At 69.5% G+C, this 16776-nt stretch carries 12 protein-coding genes and 4 pseudogenes; 9 read left to right on the forward strand and 7 right to left on the reverse strand.

Translation table 11 applies throughout. From position 1 onward, the window contains the following. The first annotated feature begins 121 nt into the window (after positions 1–121). A complete protein-coding gene (gene pbpC / locus G4Q83_RS20460; RefSeq protein ID WP_128421598.1) occupies positions 122–2527 on the forward strand; it encodes a penicillin-binding protein 1C in 2406 nt (801 codons plus the stop codon). Between the two features lie 157 nt (positions 2528–2684). Further along, positions 2685–2789: pseudogene (locus G4Q83_RS20465) on the forward strand (IS5/IS1182 family transposase); the annotation flags it as partial. A 6-nt stretch (positions 2790–2795) separates the two neighbouring features. On the opposite strand, the pseudogene G4Q83_RS20470 reads toward G4Q83_RS20465, so the two are convergent. From G4Q83_RS20470 to fabR, 3 genes and pseudogenes are all read right to left on the reverse strand, one after another. Further along, positions 2796–3951, reverse strand: a pseudogene (locus G4Q83_RS20470) (IS3 family transposase). Between the two features lie 61 nt (positions 3952–4012). Beyond that, positions 4013–4210, reverse strand: a pseudogene (locus tag G4Q83_RS20475) (dehydrogenase); the annotation flags it as partial. Between the two features lie 657 nt (positions 4211–4867). Continuing rightward, the gene (fabR, locus tag G4Q83_RS20485; protein WP_386272727.1) at positions 4868–5506 is read right to left on the reverse strand and encodes an HTH-type transcriptional repressor FabR; all 639 of its coding nucleotides are present in this window, start codon (positions 5504–5506) and stop codon (positions 4868–4870) included. Positions 5507–5608: 102 nt separating this feature from the next. On the opposite strand from fabR, the gene G4Q83_RS20490 reads away from it, so the two are divergent. The 3 genes from G4Q83_RS20490 (at position 5609) to poxB (ending at position 9882) form a co-directional block, all read left to right on the forward strand. Continuing rightward, entirely contained in the window at positions 5609–6685 is a 1077-nt protein-coding gene (locus G4Q83_RS20490; protein WP_128421803.1) for a ferredoxin reductase, read from the forward strand. A gap of 11 nt (positions 6686–6696) precedes the next feature. Continuing rightward, on the forward strand, positions 6697–7821 hold the full coding sequence (locus G4Q83_RS20495) for a fatty acid desaturase family protein (protein ID WP_128421802.1): 1125 nt from the start codon (positions 6697–6699) through the stop codon (positions 7819–7821). Positions 7822–8172: 351 nt separating this feature from the next. Beyond that, complete coding sequence (gene poxB / locus G4Q83_RS20500; protein WP_185817452.1) at positions 8173–9882, forward strand: ubiquinone-dependent pyruvate dehydrogenase; 1710 nt, start codon at positions 8173–8175, stop codon at positions 9880–9882. Positions 9883–10034: 152 nt separating this feature from the next. Here the strand turns inward: poxB and G4Q83_RS20505 are convergent, their stop codons facing one another. Further along, positions 10035–10310, reverse strand: coding sequence for a hypothetical protein (locus G4Q83_RS20505; RefSeq protein ID WP_185817277.1), 276 nt, complete (start codon positions 10308–10310; stop codon positions 10035–10037). A gap of 164 nt (positions 10311–10474) precedes the next feature. Between G4Q83_RS20505 and G4Q83_RS23825 the strand changes: the two are divergent. Next, positions 10475–10644, forward strand: a pseudogene (locus G4Q83_RS23825) (nucleoside hydrolase); the annotation flags it as partial. An 8-nt stretch (positions 10645–10652) separates the two neighbouring features. Beyond that, positions 10653–10841: a hypothetical protein gene (locus G4Q83_RS20510; RefSeq protein ID WP_158255081.1), complete on the forward strand. Its 189-nt coding sequence runs from the start codon at positions 10653–10655 to the stop codon at positions 10839–10841. Between the two features lie 136 nt (positions 10842–10977). Here G4Q83_RS20510 and metK read toward each other — a convergent pair whose 3' ends face one another. After that, on the reverse strand, positions 10978–12189 hold the full coding sequence (gene metK, locus G4Q83_RS20515; RefSeq protein WP_128421866.1) for a methionine adenosyltransferase: 1212 nt from the start codon (positions 12187–12189) through the stop codon (positions 10978–10980). Between the two features lie 194 nt (positions 12190–12383). On the opposite strand from metK, the gene olsF reads away from it, so the two are divergent. Both olsF and G4Q83_RS20525 read left to right on the forward strand, forming a co-directional pair. After that, entirely contained in the window at positions 12384–14099 is a 1716-nt protein-coding gene (gene olsF, locus G4Q83_RS20520) for a bifunctional ornithine lipid synthase OlsF (RefSeq protein WP_185817278.1), read from the forward strand. Next, entirely contained in the window at positions 14096–14899 is an 804-nt protein-coding gene (locus G4Q83_RS20525; protein ID WP_128421865.1) for a UDP-2,3-diacylglucosamine diphosphatase, read from the forward strand. The genes olsF and G4Q83_RS20525 overlap by 4 nt, the downstream gene beginning before the upstream one ends. Before the next feature lie 91 nt (positions 14900–14990). Here G4Q83_RS20525 and G4Q83_RS20530 read toward each other — a convergent pair whose 3' ends face one another. Next, entirely contained in the window at positions 14991–15467 is a 477-nt protein-coding gene (locus G4Q83_RS20530; protein WP_221893095.1) for a hypothetical protein, read from the reverse strand. A 1029-nt stretch (positions 15468–16496) separates the two neighbouring features. Continuing rightward, complete coding sequence (locus tag G4Q83_RS20535) at positions 16497–16751, reverse strand: hypothetical protein (RefSeq protein ID WP_185817280.1); 255 nt, start codon at positions 16749–16751, stop codon at positions 16497–16499. Between the last annotated feature and the right edge of the window lie 25 nt (positions 16752–16776).

Consider the following 16776-nt stretch of genomic DNA (forward strand, 5'->3'; position numbering starts at 1 on the left):
CGATGGCCCAGAACCGCCTTGAAGCCGCTCCCACACGCTTGCCACCTCGGGAAAACACGCTCGCCGCTTCGCCACGACGCCACCGCAACGGGCAAAATAGTTGCTTCCATCGGGAGCCCGCATGCCGCAGGACGAGACCGCCGCCACGCGCGCCGCGCGGCGCACCCGACGCTGGACGCACCTGTTGCCCCGGCTGCATTTGGGCATGCTGCGCTGGGGCACGGTGGCGCTGCTGGCCATGCTGCTGCTGGATCTGGCGTTCCCGCTGCCGCTGCCGGCATCGCGCGACGGCTCCACCCTGGTGGTGGCCGCCGACGGTACCCCGCTGCGCGGCTTCGCCGACGGCAACGGCGTATGGCGCTATCCGGCCACGCCGCAGAGCGTCTCGCCGCTGTACCTGCAAGCGCTGTTGAACTACGAGGACCGCTGGTTCTGGCGGCATCCCGGGATCAATCCGTGGGCGCTGCTGCGCGCCGGCAAGCAATGGTTGTTCTCGCGCCGCATCGTCTCCGGCGGTTCCACCCTGACCATGCAGGTGGCGCGGATCCTGGCGCCGCAGAACGCCGGCACGCGCAGCCCGTGGGGCAAGCTGCGGCAGCTGCTGCGTGCGCTGCAACTGGAAGCGCACCTGAGCAAGCGCCAGATCCTGCAGCTGTATCTGGAGCGCGCGCCCTACGGCGGCACCATCGAAGGCGTGGAAGCGGCGAGCTGGGCCTACCTGGGCAAGCCGGCCTCGGCCCTGTCGCAGGCCGAGGCGGCGCTGCTGGCGGTGCTGCCGCAGGCGCCGAGCCGGCTGCGTCCGGACCGACATCCCGAGGCCGCGCGCGCCGCGCGCGACAAGGTGCTCGAGCGCATGGCCGACCTGCACATATGGTCGCGCGCGCAGGTGGACGACGCGCGCATCGAGCCGGTGGTGGCGCGCTCGTTGCAGGCGCCGATGCATGCCGCGCTGCTGGCCGAGCGCCTGCGCCGGCAACAGCCGCACGCCGCGCGCATCGTTTCCAGCATCGACGCCGACCTGCAGCGCAGCCTTGAGGAGCGGGTCGGCGCGTATTTCTCGCAGCTGCCCGAGCGCACGTCCGCGGCGTTGCTGGTGGTCGACAACCGCGACCTGCAGGCGCGCGCCTACATCGGCTCGGTGGTGTTCGGCGACCGCAAGCGGCTCGGCGACGTGGACATGGTGCAGGCCTGGCGCTCGCCCGGCTCCACGCTCAAGCCGTTCCTGTACGGCATGGCCCTGGACGATGGCCTGATCCATTCGGAGAGCCTGCTGGTGGACGCGCCGCAGAGCTTCGGCGACTACCGCCCGGGCAACTTCGACCAGGCGTTCAACGGCCCGGTCGGCGCGGCCAGCGCCTTGCGCCTGTCGCTGAACGTGCCGGCGGTGGACCTGCTCGAGCGGGTCGGCCCGGCGCGCTTCGCCGCGCGCCTGGGCAATGCCGGGATCGGCCTGAAGTTCCCGCGCGGCAGTACGCCGAACCTGGCGTTGATCCTCGGCGGCACCAGCGCGCAACTGGAAGAACTGGTCGGCGCCTTCGCCGCGCTGAACCGCGACGGCATCGCCGGGCACGTGCGCTACACCACGACCGACAAGCGCATCGAGCGGCGGCTGATGTCGCCCGGCGCGGCCTGGATCGTGCGCGAGATCCTCGAGGCCAATCCGCGGCCCGGCTATGGCGTCGGCACCTTCGACGTCGGCACCCGCCCGCGCGTGGCCTGGAAGACCGGCACCAGCTACGGCTACCGCGATGCGTGGGCGATCGGCAGCACCCGCCGCTACACGGTCGGCGTCTGGGTCGGGCGCCCGGACGGCACGCCGCTGCCCGGCCAGTACGGCGCGGTGACCGCGCTGCCGCTGCTGTTGGAGACCATCGACAGCCTGCCGCGCGCGCGCGACGACAACGCGCCGCGGCTACGGCCCGGCAGCGTGCAGCAGCTGGACGTGTGCTGGCCGCTGGGCGTTGCCGCCGCGCAGACCCCGCCGGCGCTGTGCCAGCGGCGCTTTTCCGCCTACGCGCTGGACGGCGCGGTGCCGCCGACCTTCGCCGAACGCGACGCACGGCTGTGGAGCGCCGGCCGCGACACGCTGCAGGTGGACGCGCGCAGCGGCCTGCGCCTGTCGCCGGATTGCACGCGCGAGCACCCGGCGGTGCAGCGCGAGATCGCGCGCTGGCCGGCGTTGCTGACGCCGTGGCTGCATGCCAGCGAACGCCAGGCCGGGCAATTGCCGGCGCTGGCGCCGGACTGCCGCGACGACGGCCGCGGCGGCAACGAGGTGCTGCGCATCGAAGGGCTCAACGACCGCGCCACCCTGGCGCGCGCGCCGGGCAGCGCCAGCGTGCGCCTGCAGATACGCGCACTGGGCGCCACCGCGCCGGTGGACTGGCTGCTGGACGGGCGCTGGATCGCCCGCACCGAGGGCGTGCGCCACTTCCAGCGCGATTTCGCCGACGCCGGCGAGCACACCCTGACCGCATTGGCCGATAACGGCGCCTGGACCCAGGTGCGGTTCCGGGTGCTGCATTGAGCCGTGCCCGGCAGGGCATTTCTTCGGCAGCGGGGAATGGTTGTGGGAGAGCGACTTCAATCGCGACGGGGCTTTATCGGGAAGGCCCGTCGCAACTGAAATCGCTTGTGTCTTAGAACCTGTTCACGATCTTTCCCGGGTAGTGCAAACTCTGCGGATGCGCACAAAGACGTATCCGAGTGACATGAGCCGGGAGCGGTTCGAGCAGATCCGCCCCATTCTGGAGCAGGCGCGCAAGCGTACCAAGCCACGGACCGTGGATCGGGTTCTACCCCGAAATCACGGCCGGTCGTGAAAGGGTGGAAAACTTCAAATCCTCTCTGTCAATCCTTCGCCGCATCCTTGGGTTGTGGCGCCGCTCGATGTATTGGAACACATCGGCTCTTGCCGCATCGAGTGTCGGATAGGTCATGCGGTAGATCCGTTCGCGCTTGAGCAGGCCAAAGAAGCCCTCGCATGCGGCGTTGTCTGCGCAGTGACCCACGGCGCTCATCGAGCACACCAGGGTGTTGGTCAGCAAATACGTCTGATAGTCACCGCTTCGAAACTGACTGCCTCTATCCGAATGCAAGATCACCGGTTCGTCGCCCTGTCGCTGCCATACAGCCGTCTGCACGGCCCGGATCACCATCTGCCGATCTTGCCGATGATGCATGGACCAGCCCACCACCCGATGGTCGAACAGGTCCAAGACAACGCATAGATAGAGCTTGCCTTCCCCGGTCTTGATCTCGGTGATGTCGGTGACCCATTTGCTATCCGGCTCCAGAGCGGTGAAGTCCCGTTCCAGCCGGTTGCGCACGCCCGGCGGAGTGAGTGCCGGCCGGGCTCGCATCCCCCGACGCTTCGGGCGGGCCAACCTTGCAAGCCATCAACGGCCATCAACCGAGCCACACGGTTCAAGCCGACCCGCTGGCCTTCATCGGCCAGGTCTTCGTGCATTCGACCAGCACCTAGCGTGCACCGGCTATCCTCGTGCAGTTCACGGATGCGGCATGATAGGCGCTCGTTCTCGCGCTGGCGGGCACTCGGCAAGCGCCGGCTCCAACCGTAATAACCACTGGCCGACACCCGCAGGCAACGGCACATCAGCCGGATCGGAAACGCATGGCGGCAACGTTCGATCACCTGATACCTCAGGATGATCCCTTGGCAAAGAACGTCGCCGCTTCGCGCAAAAAATCCCGTTCCTTCTTCACCCGCGCCAGTTCACGCTTCAGACGCACCAGCTCCTCATCGCGTGGTGTGCCCGCGCCAGCAAAGGCACCGTTGCCTCGGCTTGTGGCCTCACGCTTCCAGCGGGTCAACAGGTTGTCACGGATACCCAGCTCCCGAGCCACCTGTGTACAACTGACGCCCGGCTGGCTAGCTTGTTCAAGCGCACCACGCTTGAACTCCACACTGAACTTTCTTCGCTTCGACATGAACACTCCTCATCGGCCGCATCGGCCTTCTCGTCAGTGTCCGTGATAACGGGGTAGAACCCCGCGCATAGGCGATGGCCACCGCCGCGCCGATGCCGCTGTCGCCGCCGGTGATCAGCGTGCGCTTGCCGTGCAGCAGGCCGTGGCCGACGTAGCTGTCTTCGCCGTGGTCCGGCTTGGGGTCCATCTTCTCGGTCAGGCCTGGGAACGACTGCTGCTGCGGCTTGAACGGAGGATGGGGATGGTTCGGAGCCGGCATGGTGATGATCCTGCTTCGGGGGAAGTGGATCACCTTAGCTTGCGTGTGCGTAAAGAACCGGCCAAGACCGCGTCGTCGTCGCGTGTGCGGCCCCGGCGGCGCGGGCAACGCCCGGGTCTGCAGGCGCGCGCTGATCGCCGGGCGGCAGGCATCGATCGCTTCCAGGACGATCTCGCGCAGGTCGATGGCTTGTTCGACCAGACGCAGTTTGCCGGTGCGCACCCGCGACAGGCCGAGCGGATCGCCGACCAGGCGGTGCATGTGCACGACCGCGTACTCGATGATCTGTTGCATGCGCACCAGTTCGGCGGGCGCTAGAGCGTCGGCATCGACCCGGCGATGCGGATCGGCCGTGCGCTGCACGCTCTGGCGCAACCGGGTCGGCCCATCGGCCACGGTGAACCCCTGATTGGGATCGGACTCGATGAAGTGCTCGCCGGTCAGGAACGTGGCCGCCTGCCAGTGGTGCGCGAGCGTGGTCTTGCCGCAGTCGATCGGTCCGGCGGTCAGGTTGAAGTTGAACGAGAATTCGGGCAATCCTCCACCCAGTACCTGGTCGAGCCTGGGCACGCCGGTCGCCTGCGCCCGGGGAGCGCGAACCGGTCTGCAGCGTGATCCGCGCGATGCCGTCGCCGCCAGCGGCGCGGCGCCGCGAATTCAGGCGGGCGCGGCGATCGTGCGCGAGCCGAGGATGATCATGCGCAGCATCGCGCTGATCTGCCGGATCAGCTCCGGGTCCTTCTCCGGCGGCAGGTCCATCGCGGTGGCGCCCATCGCGAACACCAGCCGGGTGATCGCCTTGGACACCAGCGCCGGCTCGTGCAGCGGCGCGTCGTCGATCGCGGCCAAGCGGATCAGGTCCACGCGCAGCTCTTCCTCGAAGTAGTTCAGCTCGCGGTCCACCGCGCGCTTGAACGCGTCCGAGCCGACCGTGCCCTCGCGCAGCAGCACGTGCAGCAGCTTGTCGTCGGCGCGCAGCTGCTCCATGAAGGTTTCCACCGAACCGAGGATGACGCTGCGGTGGCTGCCGGCGGCGCGCTGCCGCGCCTGGCCGATGATGGTGCGCAGCGAACTGCCGGCCAGGTCGATCAGCGCCACCGCCAGTTCGTCCATGTCGCGGAACTGGCGGTAGAAGCTGTTCGGCGCGATGCCGGCCTGGCGGGTCACCTCGCGCAGGCTCAGGGTGGACACGCTGCGGTGCGGCCCGATCAGCTTCAACGCCGCCGCCAGCAGGTCTTCGCGCGAGATCGCGCTCTTGCGCGCGGGCAGCGCGTCCTCGGGCAGAAGCAGGGACATGGCGGTCATGGAGGGCTGGGCGAGGCAGGAGCCGGATCATACCTCCTTCGCCAAATATACAGTTGTATAGACATATGTATCTGCGCCTGTATAGTGGCACGCATGAACGCTCTCCGTCGCCCCGCTTCCGCCCGCTCCACCGCTCGCGCTCTGCGCGCCTGGGTGCAGCCGGAGGTGTTCGATTTCTGGTCCACGCGCATCCATCCGCTGTGGACCTGGCAGCGCCCGCGCGCGCGGCTGCTGCAACGCGAACGCGCCAGCAGCGATGCGGTGACTCTGATCCTCAAGGCCAACTGCCACTGGCGCGGCCTGCGCGCCGGCCAGCACGCGCAGTTGGGCGTGGAGATCGACGGGCGCCGCCTGAGCCGCAGCTACAGCCCCACGCCGCTGCCGGGCGGGCGCCTGGCGATCACGGTCAAGGCGATCGACGGCGGCCGCGTCAGCCAGTACCTGGCCAGCGCGGCGCGGATCGGCGAGACCTTCGAACTGGGCCAGGCGTTCGGCGACATGGTGCTGCCCGCCGCGCCGCAGGGACGCTGGCTGCTGCTGGCCGCCGGCAGCGGCATCACCCCGATGCGCGCGCTGCTGCGGCAGCTGGCCGCGGCCGGTATGCCCGCCGACGCGGACCTGATCTATTGGGCGCGGCGCCGCGAGCAACTGTGCTTCGTCGACGAACTGCAGGCGCTGGCCGCCGCGCACCCGCGTTTTCGCCTGCAACTGGCGATCACCGGCGAAGGCGCGGCGCCGGCATCGCGCGTGGACGCCCTGCCGCTGACGCATCTGCCTGGGTTGGAGCAGGCGCAGGTGCTGGCCTGCGGCCCCGGCGGCTTCGTGCAGGCCGCGCGTGCGCGCCTGCAGGGCCGCGTCGCGCGCTTCCAGGCCGAGGCATTCAGCGCGCCGTTGCTGGCCGATGCCGCACACGGCACGGTCGCGGTGACCCTGGCGCGCAGCGGCCGGGTGCTGCAGCTGCCGCGCGGGCAGTCGCTGCTCGCCGCGCTGGAAGCCGAAGGCCTGCGTCCCAAGCACGGCTGCCGCATGGGCATCTGCAACAGCTGCGCCTGTGGCAAGCAGTCCGGGGCGACCCGCGACCTGCTCACCGGCGCGCACGGCACCGAACCGGGTTCGATGCTGAAGCTGTGCATCAACAGCGCCAGCAGCGACCTGATCCTGGACCTTTGAAGGACTTCCCCATGGCCGCTCCCCGCAACTGCGCACTGACCCCGGCCGAATTGCAAGCCTTCGGCGACGAACTCGACGCGCTGCGCGCGCGCGCCGTCGCCACCCTGGGCGAGGCCGACGCGCGCTACATCCGCCGCATCGTCGCGGCGGTGCGCTACACCGGCCTGGCCGGGCGCGCGCTGCTGTTCCTGGGCGCGTTCGTGCACAGCGTGCTGTGGCCGGCGTGGATCGCCGGCGTGGCGCTGCTGACGCTGTCCAAGATCCTGGAGAACATGGAGCTGGGCCACAACGTGATGCACGGCCAGTACGACTGGATGGGCGATGCGCAGCTCGACGGCAATACCTACGAGTGGGACATCGTCGCCACCGGCGACAACTGGCGCAAGACGCACAACTTCAAGCACCACACCTACACCAACGTGCGCGGCATGGACGACGACATCGGCTACGGCCTGCTGCGCATCTTCCCCGAGCAGCGCTGGCGTCCGTTCTACCTGGCACAGCCGTTCATCGCGGTGGTGTTCGCGCTGCTGTTCGAATGGGGCGTGGCGATCCAGGACCTGCGCCTGGGCCGCTGGTTCGCCGGCAAGATGAAGCGCGGCGAGCTGCGCCGCAGCTTCGCTCCGGTCGTGCGCAAGATGGGCCGGCAGATCCTGAAGGACTACGTGCTCTTCCCGGCGCTGGCCGGCCCGTTCTTCCTGACCGTGCTGCTGGGCAACCTGGCCGCCAACGTGCTGCGCAGCATCTGGACCTTCGTGATCATCTTCTGCGGCCACTTCACCGCCGATGCCGAGACCTTCCCCAAGGAGTCGATCAAAGGCGAGTCGCGCGGCCACTGGTACCTGCGCCAGTTGCGCGGTTCCTCCAACCTGGCTGGCGGCAAGCTGCTGAACGTGCTGTCGGGCAACCTGAGCCACCAGATCGAGCACCACTTCTATCCGGACATCCCGGCCAACCGCTACGCGGCGCTGGCGGTGGAGGTGAAGCAGATCTGCGCGCGCTACGGCCAGCACTACAACACCGGCTCGCTGCCGCGCCAGTTCGGACAGGTGCTGTGGCGCATCGTGCGGCATGCGTTCCCGAGCCGTCCGCGGCCGATGCGGCGGATCCAGCAAGCGGCGCAGCAGGCCGGCTGAACGCTGGCGCACGTCGTCGCCCGCGCAACGCACCGAACCGGGGCGCTGCGGATCGGGCCGGCCGTGGCCGCGCGCGCCGATCGCTGGCCGAGGAACAGTGTTGAATCGGCAGGACGCGAAGCGCCTGGTGCAGATCCGCGCGCGCCAGGCGGCCGCAGCGCGCGGCTGGGCGCGGGCGGCAAGGCGTGTACCGGCATGCATGGCCGCAACGCGTTTGGCAACCCCGGGGAAGCGGCCATGCACGCAGCCGTGCAGGCGCTGCGCTCGGCGCCCGTGACGCAGGACTTACGCCGGCCATGGGATGGTGTCGCTCTCCCCTCCCGCGGATCAGCGCACGTGTCGAAGATCAGCATCGCCCGGCATCTGGCCGAAACCCTCGGAAGCGCAGGCGTCGAACGCATCTGGGGGGTCACCGGCGACAGCCTCAACGGGCTTACCGATGCGTTGCGGCAGATGGGCAGCATCGAGTGGATGCACGTGCGCCACGAGGAGGTGGCCGCGTTCGCCGCCGGCGCCGAGGCCGCGCTGACCGGCAAGCTCGCGGTCTGTGCCGGTAGCTGCGGCCCGGGCAACCTGCACCTGATCAACGGCCTGTTCGACTGCCATCGCAGCCATCAGCCAGTGCTGGCGATCGCCGCGCACATCCCCTCCTCGGAGATCGGGCTGGGCTATTTCCAGGAAACCCATCCGCAGGAACTGTTCCGCGAGTGCAGCCACTACGTGGAACTGGTCAGCAATCCGGCGCAGATGCCGGAAGTGCTGCACCGGGCCATGCGCACCGCGATCCTGAAGCGGGGCGTGGCGGTGGTGGTGATCCCCGGCGACGTGGCGCTGCAGGAACTGCCCAAGGGCACCCCGACGGCCTGGCCGGCGCTGGCGCCGCCACGGATCCTGCCGGCCGACGCCGATGTGGAGCGCCTGGTCGAACTGCTGCAGGCGAGCGAGGCCACCACGCTACTGTGCGGCAGCGGCTGCGCCGGCGCGCACGACGAACTGGTGGCGCTGGCCGACCTGCTCGGCGCGCCGATCGTGCACGCGCTGCGCGGCAAGGAGCACGTGGAATGGGACAACCCGTTCGATGTCGGCATGACCGGCCTGATCGGCTTCAGTTCCGGCTACCAGGCCATGCTCGATTGCGACACGCTGCTGATGCTCGGCACCGACTTCCCGTACCGCCAGTTCTATCCGAAGGACGCGACCATCGTGCAGGTCGACCGCGATCCGGCCGCGCTGGGCCGGCGCACGCCGCTGCAGCTGGGCATCGCCGCCGACGTGCGCGAGACCATCGCCGCGTTGCTGCCGAAGCTGCAGCGGCGCGAGCAGCGCCGGTTCCTGGACAAGTCGCTGGCCCACTATCGCAAGGCGCGCGAAGGGCTCGACGACCTGGCCGTGGCGGCGGCGCCCGGCGAGCCGCTGCACCCGCAGTTCGTGACCCGGATGATCGACGCGCTGGCCGACGACGACGCGGTCTTCAGCTGCGACGTCGGCACCCCCACGGTGTGGGCGGCGCGCTACCTGACCATGAACGGCAAGCGCCGCCTGCTCGGTTCGTTTAATCACGGCTCGATGGCCAATGCGATGCCGCAAGCGCTCGGTGCGCAGGCGCAGTTCCCGCGCCGGCAGGTGATCTCGCTGTCCGGCGACGGCGGCTTCAGCATGCTGATGGGCGACTTCATCAGCCTGGCGCAGCTGGGCCTGCCGGTGAAGGTGGTGGTCTACAACAACGCCTCGCTCGGCTTCGTGGCGATGGAGATGAAGTCGGCCGGCTACCTGGACAGCGGCACCGACCTGAGCAACCCGGACTTCGCGGCAATGAGCAATGCGATGGGCATCTTCGGCCTGCGCGTGAACGAGTCGGCGCAGTTGGAGCCGGCGCTGCGCGAGGCTTTCGCACATCCGGGGCCTGCGCTCATCGACGTGCGTGTGAGCACTCAGGAACTGGTGATCCCGCCGGCGATCAAGCTGGAGCAGGCCAGGGGCATGGGCCTGTACCTGCTGCGAGCGGTAATAAGCGGCCGCGGCGACGAGGTGATCGACCTGATGAAGACCAATCTGCGCTGATGCCAGACGCGCACGCGCAGCGGGCGTCCGGAGAACGCCGCAAGGGACGTGTAGCAGGACCTTGCAATCCGGCGGGCGCTCGCCTTCCTGTGCGCGGTGGGCGTAGCGCAGCGGTCGATGCCGTCGGCCTTGTCTGCATGCGGCTTGCCTGGTCAGCGTCCCGGCTTGCCGACGATCGGCGGCAAGGCATCGCCCCACGCCTCCAACGCCACCGAGTCGTGCCATTTGGCGCCGGTCGCACAAACCCCCAGGGGAACGCCGCTGCGGTCGGTGATCAGATGCCGTTTGCCGCCGAGCTTGCCGTGATCGGTCGGGTTCGCCCGGTGTAGGTCCCCTCGGGGGGGGGGGGGGGGGTAGGCCACGCTGGCCGCGTCCAGGCTGGCTCGGCTCAGGTCCAGTTTGTTGGCCCGGCGCAGTCCGGTCGGCAAGACCCGATGCAGGCGATGCCATACACCGTTGGCCTGCCAATCGCGTAGCCGTGTCGCCAGCAGGTCATGCCGCTGCCGTCGTCCAGCGCCTGGGATAGGTCCTGCCGGTGCACAGGACACAGGACTTGGACGACGCCGTTGATCGCCGATGCGCGGCCGCCCGCTCTGGCTGGGGCGACACCGGGCCGCGCGCGCGATTGCGCAGTGGCTGTTGCAGCAGGCCGGACGCGGCGACGTCCCGCTGGCGATCGGCCACGCGACCGCCAGCAGCATTCCCTTCAGCCAGGCGCGCTGGGCGGCACCGACCGGCCAGCGCCCGCCGACCCTGTTCGACGTGGTGCCTTGGCATATCTGCTCGCCCCGGGCCTGTGCCCGACCGTGCCGCTGCGCATGGCCATCGACGGCCAGGGCGATACCAGGGAGGTGCCGCGTCGGGGCGGGCGGCGCGGTGGCCGGCGCCGGGGCGCAGGTCTGCCCGGTACTGACCGGCCGCGGCCGATCGCGCTGCACATGCAGCGCCTGCTGCGCTGAGGCCACCCTGCGCCGATTTGGAGTGCTCCGCTCGTCGCGGCTGAAGCCGCTCCTATAGTGATAGATAAAGGCACCGAGACGATCTGAAGACGGGCCGCGATGCGACCCGTTTTCGTGCCAGCGCTGGTGCGCGGACCTATTTCAGCTTGGCGTCGGCGCGCAGCGCGTCGGCGCGGTCGGTCTTCTCCCACGAGAACGCGGTGGCCTGGTGCTCGGCGCCGCTGCCGTCGGTGTAGGTGAACGCCTTCGGGGTGCGGCCGAAGTGGCCGTACGAGGCGGTCTGCTGGTACATCGGGTGGATCAGGTCGAGCATCTGGATGATGCCGAACGGACGCAGGTCGAAGTGCTTGCGGATCAGCGTCTCGATCTTGTCGTCGGCGATCTTGCCGGTGCCGAAGGTGGTGACCGAGATCGAGGTCGGCTCGGCCACGCCGATGGCGTAGGAGACCTGCACCTCGCAGCGGTCGGCCAGGCCGGCGGCGACCACGTTCTTGGCCACGTAGCGCGCCGCGTAGGCCGCGGAACGATCGACCTTGGACGGGTCCTTGCCGGAGAACGCACCGCCGCCGTGGCGCGCCCAGCCGCCGTAGGTGTCGACGATGATCTTGCGCCCGGTCAGGCCGCAGTCGCCGACCGGCCCGCCGATCACGAACTTGCCGGTCGGGTTGATGTGGAACTTGGTGCCCTTGTGCAGCCACTTGGCCGGCAGCACCGGCTTGAGGATCTCCTCGCGCACCGCTTCGACCAGGTGCTTCTGCTTGATGTCCGGGTCGTGCTGGGTGGACAGCACCACCGCGTCGATCGCGGTGGCCACGCCGTCTTCGTAGCGCAGGGTGACCTGGCTCTTGGCGTCCGGGCGCAGCCACGCCAGCGGCGAGTTCTTCTTCTTGCGGATCTTGGCCTGCTGCTCGACCAGGCGGTGCGCCAGGTGGATCGCCGCCGGCATGAAGCTGTCGGTCTCGCGGGTGGCGTAGCCGAACATCAGGCCCTGGTCGCCGGCGCCCTGTTCCTCCGGCTTCTTGCGGTCCACGCCCTGGTTGATGTCCGGCGACTGCTTGCCGATCAGGTTGAGCACGCCGCAGGTCTCGCCGTCGAAGCCGACCTCGGAGCTGTTGTAGCCGATGTCCAGGATCACCTTGCGGGTCAGCGCTTCCAGGTCGATCCAGGCGCTGGTGGTGATCTCGCCGGCGACGATCGCCACGCCGGTCTTGACCAGCGTCTCGCAGGCCACGCGCGCGCGCTTGTCCTGGGTCAGGATCGCGTCGAGCACCGCATCGGAGATCTGATCGGCGATCTTGTCCGGATGGCCTTCGGAGACCGACTCGGAAGTGAACAGATAGCTGGACATCGCGTCTATATCCTTGTATTCGGATGAAAAGATGGAAGCGCATGATACACGGGCGCGCGGCGCCGTGCAGCGTGTGCGCCGGTGGCGTTGGACGAGGTTAACCGGGCGCCGGCGTCACCTTGCCGTAGTCATATTGCAAGATCGGTGTCGCCGCCGGCACCGAAGCTGTGCGCAGTCAGCAAAGGGGGCTTGCCGTGCTCGCACTCGAACGCCGTCTGCAGGATCGCTACCCGCATTGGTTCGCCGGTCGCCGCTCGCGGCTGGTGCGGCCGCTGCTGCGCGGCTTGCAGAAATGGTCGGGCCTGGACGCGCTGGACGCGTTCCTGCAGGCCAGCCACGACCTGCGCGGTTTCGCCCTGGTCCAGGCCGGGCTGGATTTCCTGCAGGCGCGCTACGCGGTCGCGCCGATCGCCGCGGACTGCATTCCGGCGCGCGGCCGTCTGCTGATCGTCGCCAACCATCCCTCCGGTGCGCTGGATGCGCTGGCGCTGCTGGATTGCGTGGGCGGCGTGCGGCGCGACGTGAAGATCGTCGCCAACGATTTTCTGTGGGCGCTGGAGGGCCTGCGCGAGTTGCTGCTGCCGGTGCGCATCCTCGGCGGCGCGCCGTCGCCGGCCAGCGTGCGCGCGATCGAGCAGGCGCTGGCGCAGGAGCAATGCGTGATCGTGTTCCCGGCCGGCGAAGTGTCGCGGCTGGGCTGGGGCGGGGTGGCCGACGGGCGCTGGCGCCGCGGCTTCATTCGCTTCGCGCTGCGCACCGCCACACAGGTGCTGCCGGTGCGCATCCATGCGCGCAACTCGGCGCTGTTCTACGGCGCCTCGGCGCTGTTCAAGCCGGCCGGCACCGCGCTGCTGGCGCGCGAGATGTTCGCCCGCCGCGAGCGCCGCATCGCGCTGAGCCTGGGCCGCGCCCGCGCGCTGCCGCAGGACCAGTCGGAACCCGAACTGATGCGCGGCCTGCGCCGCGAGCTGTATGCGCTGGGCCGTGCCGGCGCCAGCGCCGCGCCGGCCGAGGAGGCGCTGGTCGCCGCCCAGGACCCGGCCGCGCTGGCGGCGGAGATCGCCGCGCTGCGCAGCCTGGGCCAGACCGTGGACGGCAAGCAGATCCGGGTCGGCCGGCTGCGCGCCGGTTCGGCGCTGTTGCGCGAGATCGGCCGCCTGCGCGAACTGACGTTCCGCGCGGTCGGCGAGGGCACCGGCCGGCGCCTGGACCTGGACGACTACGACACCTGGTACGAGCACATCGTGCTGTGGGACGGCGCCGCCGCGCGCGTGGCCGGCGCCTACCGCGTCGCCCGCGGCGCGCCGGTGCTGGCCGAGCGCGGCCTGGCCGGTTTCTACACCGCCGGGCTGTTCTGCTATGGCGAGGCGATCCTGCCGCGCATCGCCGCCGGCATGGAGCTGGGGCGCAGCTTCGTGGTGCCCGATTACTGGGGCAGCCGCAGCATCGACTACCTGTGGCAGGGCATCGGCGCCTATCTGCGCGACCACCCGCAGGTGCGCTACCTGTTTGGCGCGGTCTCGATCAGTGCGGCGTTGCCGCGCCAGGCGCGCGAGCAGATCGTGGCCTACTACGCGCGCTACTACGGCGATGCGCTGGGCGAGGCCGCCTCGGCGCGGCCGTTCGACTATCCGCAGGCGCCGCCGGCCTTCGACGCGCTGGACGCGGAGACCGCGTTCAAGGTGCTCAAGGGCAACCTGGACGCGCTCGGCGCGGCGGTGCCGATGCTCTACAAGCAGTACACCGAATTGTGCGAGCCGGGCGGCGCGCGCTTTCTCGCCTTCGGCGTCGACCCGGCGTTCAACGACACGGTCGATGGCCTGATCGAACTGGATCTGCAGCGCATCCGCCGCAAGAAGCGCGTGCGCTATCTGGAAGGGCCCCGCAGCGAAGCAGAGGTAATGGCATGAACCCGGTGAGCACCTTGTCCCCGCGCCGCGCGGTGTTCGTCTCCGACGTGCATCTCGGCGCGCCGCATTGCCATGCGCGCGAACTGGCCGATTTCCTCGGCGGCCTGCACTGCAGGCAGCTGTACATGGTCGGCGACATCGTCGATTTCTGGTGGATGGCGCAGCGCCGCGCGGTCTGGGGCGCGGCGCACCAGCGCGTGGTCGACGCGCTGCACGCGCTGGCGCGCGGCGGCACCGAACTGATCTACGTGCCCGGCAACCACGACCGCCCGATCCGCCGCTTCTGCGGCCTGGCGCTGCCGGCGATGCAGGTGCGCCGGCGCGCGGTGCACGTGGCCGCCGACGGGCGCCGCCTGTTGGTGGTGCATGGCGACGACTACGATGCGGTGACCCAGTTCGGCGGCCTGCAGGAGAAGTTCGGCGACTGGCTGTACTACCGCATCCTCACCGGCAACCAGCTGACCAATCGCGTGCGCCGCCGTTTCGGCATGCGCTACTGGTCGCTGGCCGACTACCTCAAGCGGCAGAGCGGCGCCGCCGAACGCTACATCGAACGCTTCGTCGACGCCGGGCTGGACGACGCGCGCCGCCGCGGCCTGGACGGCGTGGTCTGCGGTCACGTGCACCGCGCCGGCTTGTTCGAGCGCGAAGGCCTGGTCTACGCCAACGACGGCGACTGGGTCGAAAGCCTGACCGCGCTGAGCGAGGATCACCAGGGACGGCTGCAGTTGCTGGCGCACACCGGTCAGGTGTTGCAGACCTTGGCGCCGCGGGTGTTGCGCCTGCCGCAGGCGGCGTGAGCGCGCGCCTGCAGCGGCGTCGCACGCCAGGCTTCACCTGCGCGGCTCTGGGCGGCCTCGGGCCATCAACCGCGACGAGCGGCCGGTATGCCTACCGGCTTCGGAACCAGTCGGGGCTGTCGCCCATAAGCGCCAACTGAAAATATCGAACAGCGCGTGCTGCCGATACTGTCTGCGTCCAGGTCGTTCGCGCAGATCGGCGGCAATCCCATTCCAGCCACGCAGGCCATGCGGTCGCGACAGGACCGGATCGATGACCTGCAGCAGCAGGCGGCGCATCCGCGCGGTCCCGCGCCGGCGGCATCGTCGTGGCGTCTTCGGCACGGGGCAGGAAGCGGCCCCAGGGGGGAGAACGCTCGCCTACCGCGAGCACGCTTTCGATCAGGGTCGAGACGAACGCCTCGCCCTGCAGCCAGGCCTTGGCACCCTCCGGGTCGGTCTTCTTCGGATGCCCCAACGGCAGGAGCCACTTCAGTCGTTTGAACGCCAGTTCGATCTGCCAGCGATGCCGAGACGACTCCAGCAAACGTTGCGGCGACTCAGCGCACAATGGAGCGACCACGACCACCTCGCCGGCCCTCTCTCCATGGTCCGGGCCCGCCGCTTGCATCCCTTGCGCTTGGCGGTGCGCTGCAGCTTCTCTTCGCAGATGCGCCACTGCCGTGGCGACGTCTTCAGCGCGCAGACCTGGACCGGGATGCGGCCATGTTCATCGCGCACTTGCGCCAGCCAACCCTGCGCCTGCCCCACCGGCGAGCGCCGCAGGCGCGGCAGCCGGTCCAGCGGCTTGCTGTCGGGCCCGGGTGCTCCAACGCCATGGCGCTCAGGCGCAACACCACATCGCCGCCATGATCGGGCACGTGGCCGATGCCCGACCGGTACGCCGGACCACCATCCCCCATCGGGATGTCGCCCGCCGCGACCTCGACGTGCCCCGGGCCTTGGCCCATGTGAGCGCAGTCGCACGGGCTTGCTCGCACTGCAGGGGGGACAGGTCCAAGGCAGAGTGCAGGCGCCAGGTCGAGCCCGTTGCCCCGGGCTCGCCGACCACACCGGCGTCGACCCGCTTCACGGCGCGTCCCGCCGCCACCGGCCTGGCCGTCACGGACAGGCGCCCGATCATCGCCTGCCTCATCCAACGCAACCACGGGCCGCTGCCGCGCAGGCGCTTGAGCACGGCCACGTCCGAGACATCGGCCAATCCACCTTGCCCGGCGCGTCGGGCCGTTTCCCGCAGCGAGCCGCCCTGGAGCAGGTGGATCGGCAACATGCGCAAAAGCACCGACGCGCGGGTGCTGCGGCCGCCCCTGCTTTTCATCGCCAGGCCGCGGCGCGGCGCGCCAACCAGAAGGCAGCAGGCGCTCCACCACGGCCCACTCCGGCAGGCCGTCGGGCCGCGTGCCCAGATCCCATCCGTCCTCTTCACCTGCGGTCCCGGATTGCTTGTCTTCCAGCAGGGCGAAAGTCCGCCATGCATGGCAGCGTTCAGTTCGCGCTGATGGGCATCCTGCCCCTGCCGCGAACGGCGCACATCCCTGTGTGCCGCCCTTCGGGTTTTTCCCCGTCCATCCGCCGCTACGGAAGGGACTCCGGTAAGTCAAAAGCAACAGCAGAGCACCAGCAACAGCACCAGCAACAGCACCAGCACCAGCACCAGCACCAGCACCAGCACCAGCACCAGCACCAGCACCAGCACCAGCACCAGCACCAGCACCAGCACCAGCACCAGCACCAGCACCAGCACCAGCACCAGCACCAGCACCAGCACCAGCAACAGCAACAGCAACAGCAACAGCAACAGCAACAGCAACAGCAACAGCAACAGCAACAGCAACAGCAACAGCAACAGCAACAGCAATGATCTCTGTGGTGACGGG

The sequence above is a fragment of the Xanthomonas theicola genome, from assembly GCF_014236795.1.
GTDB lineage: Bacteria > Pseudomonadota > Gammaproteobacteria > Xanthomonadales > Xanthomonadaceae > Xanthomonas_A > Xanthomonas_A theicola.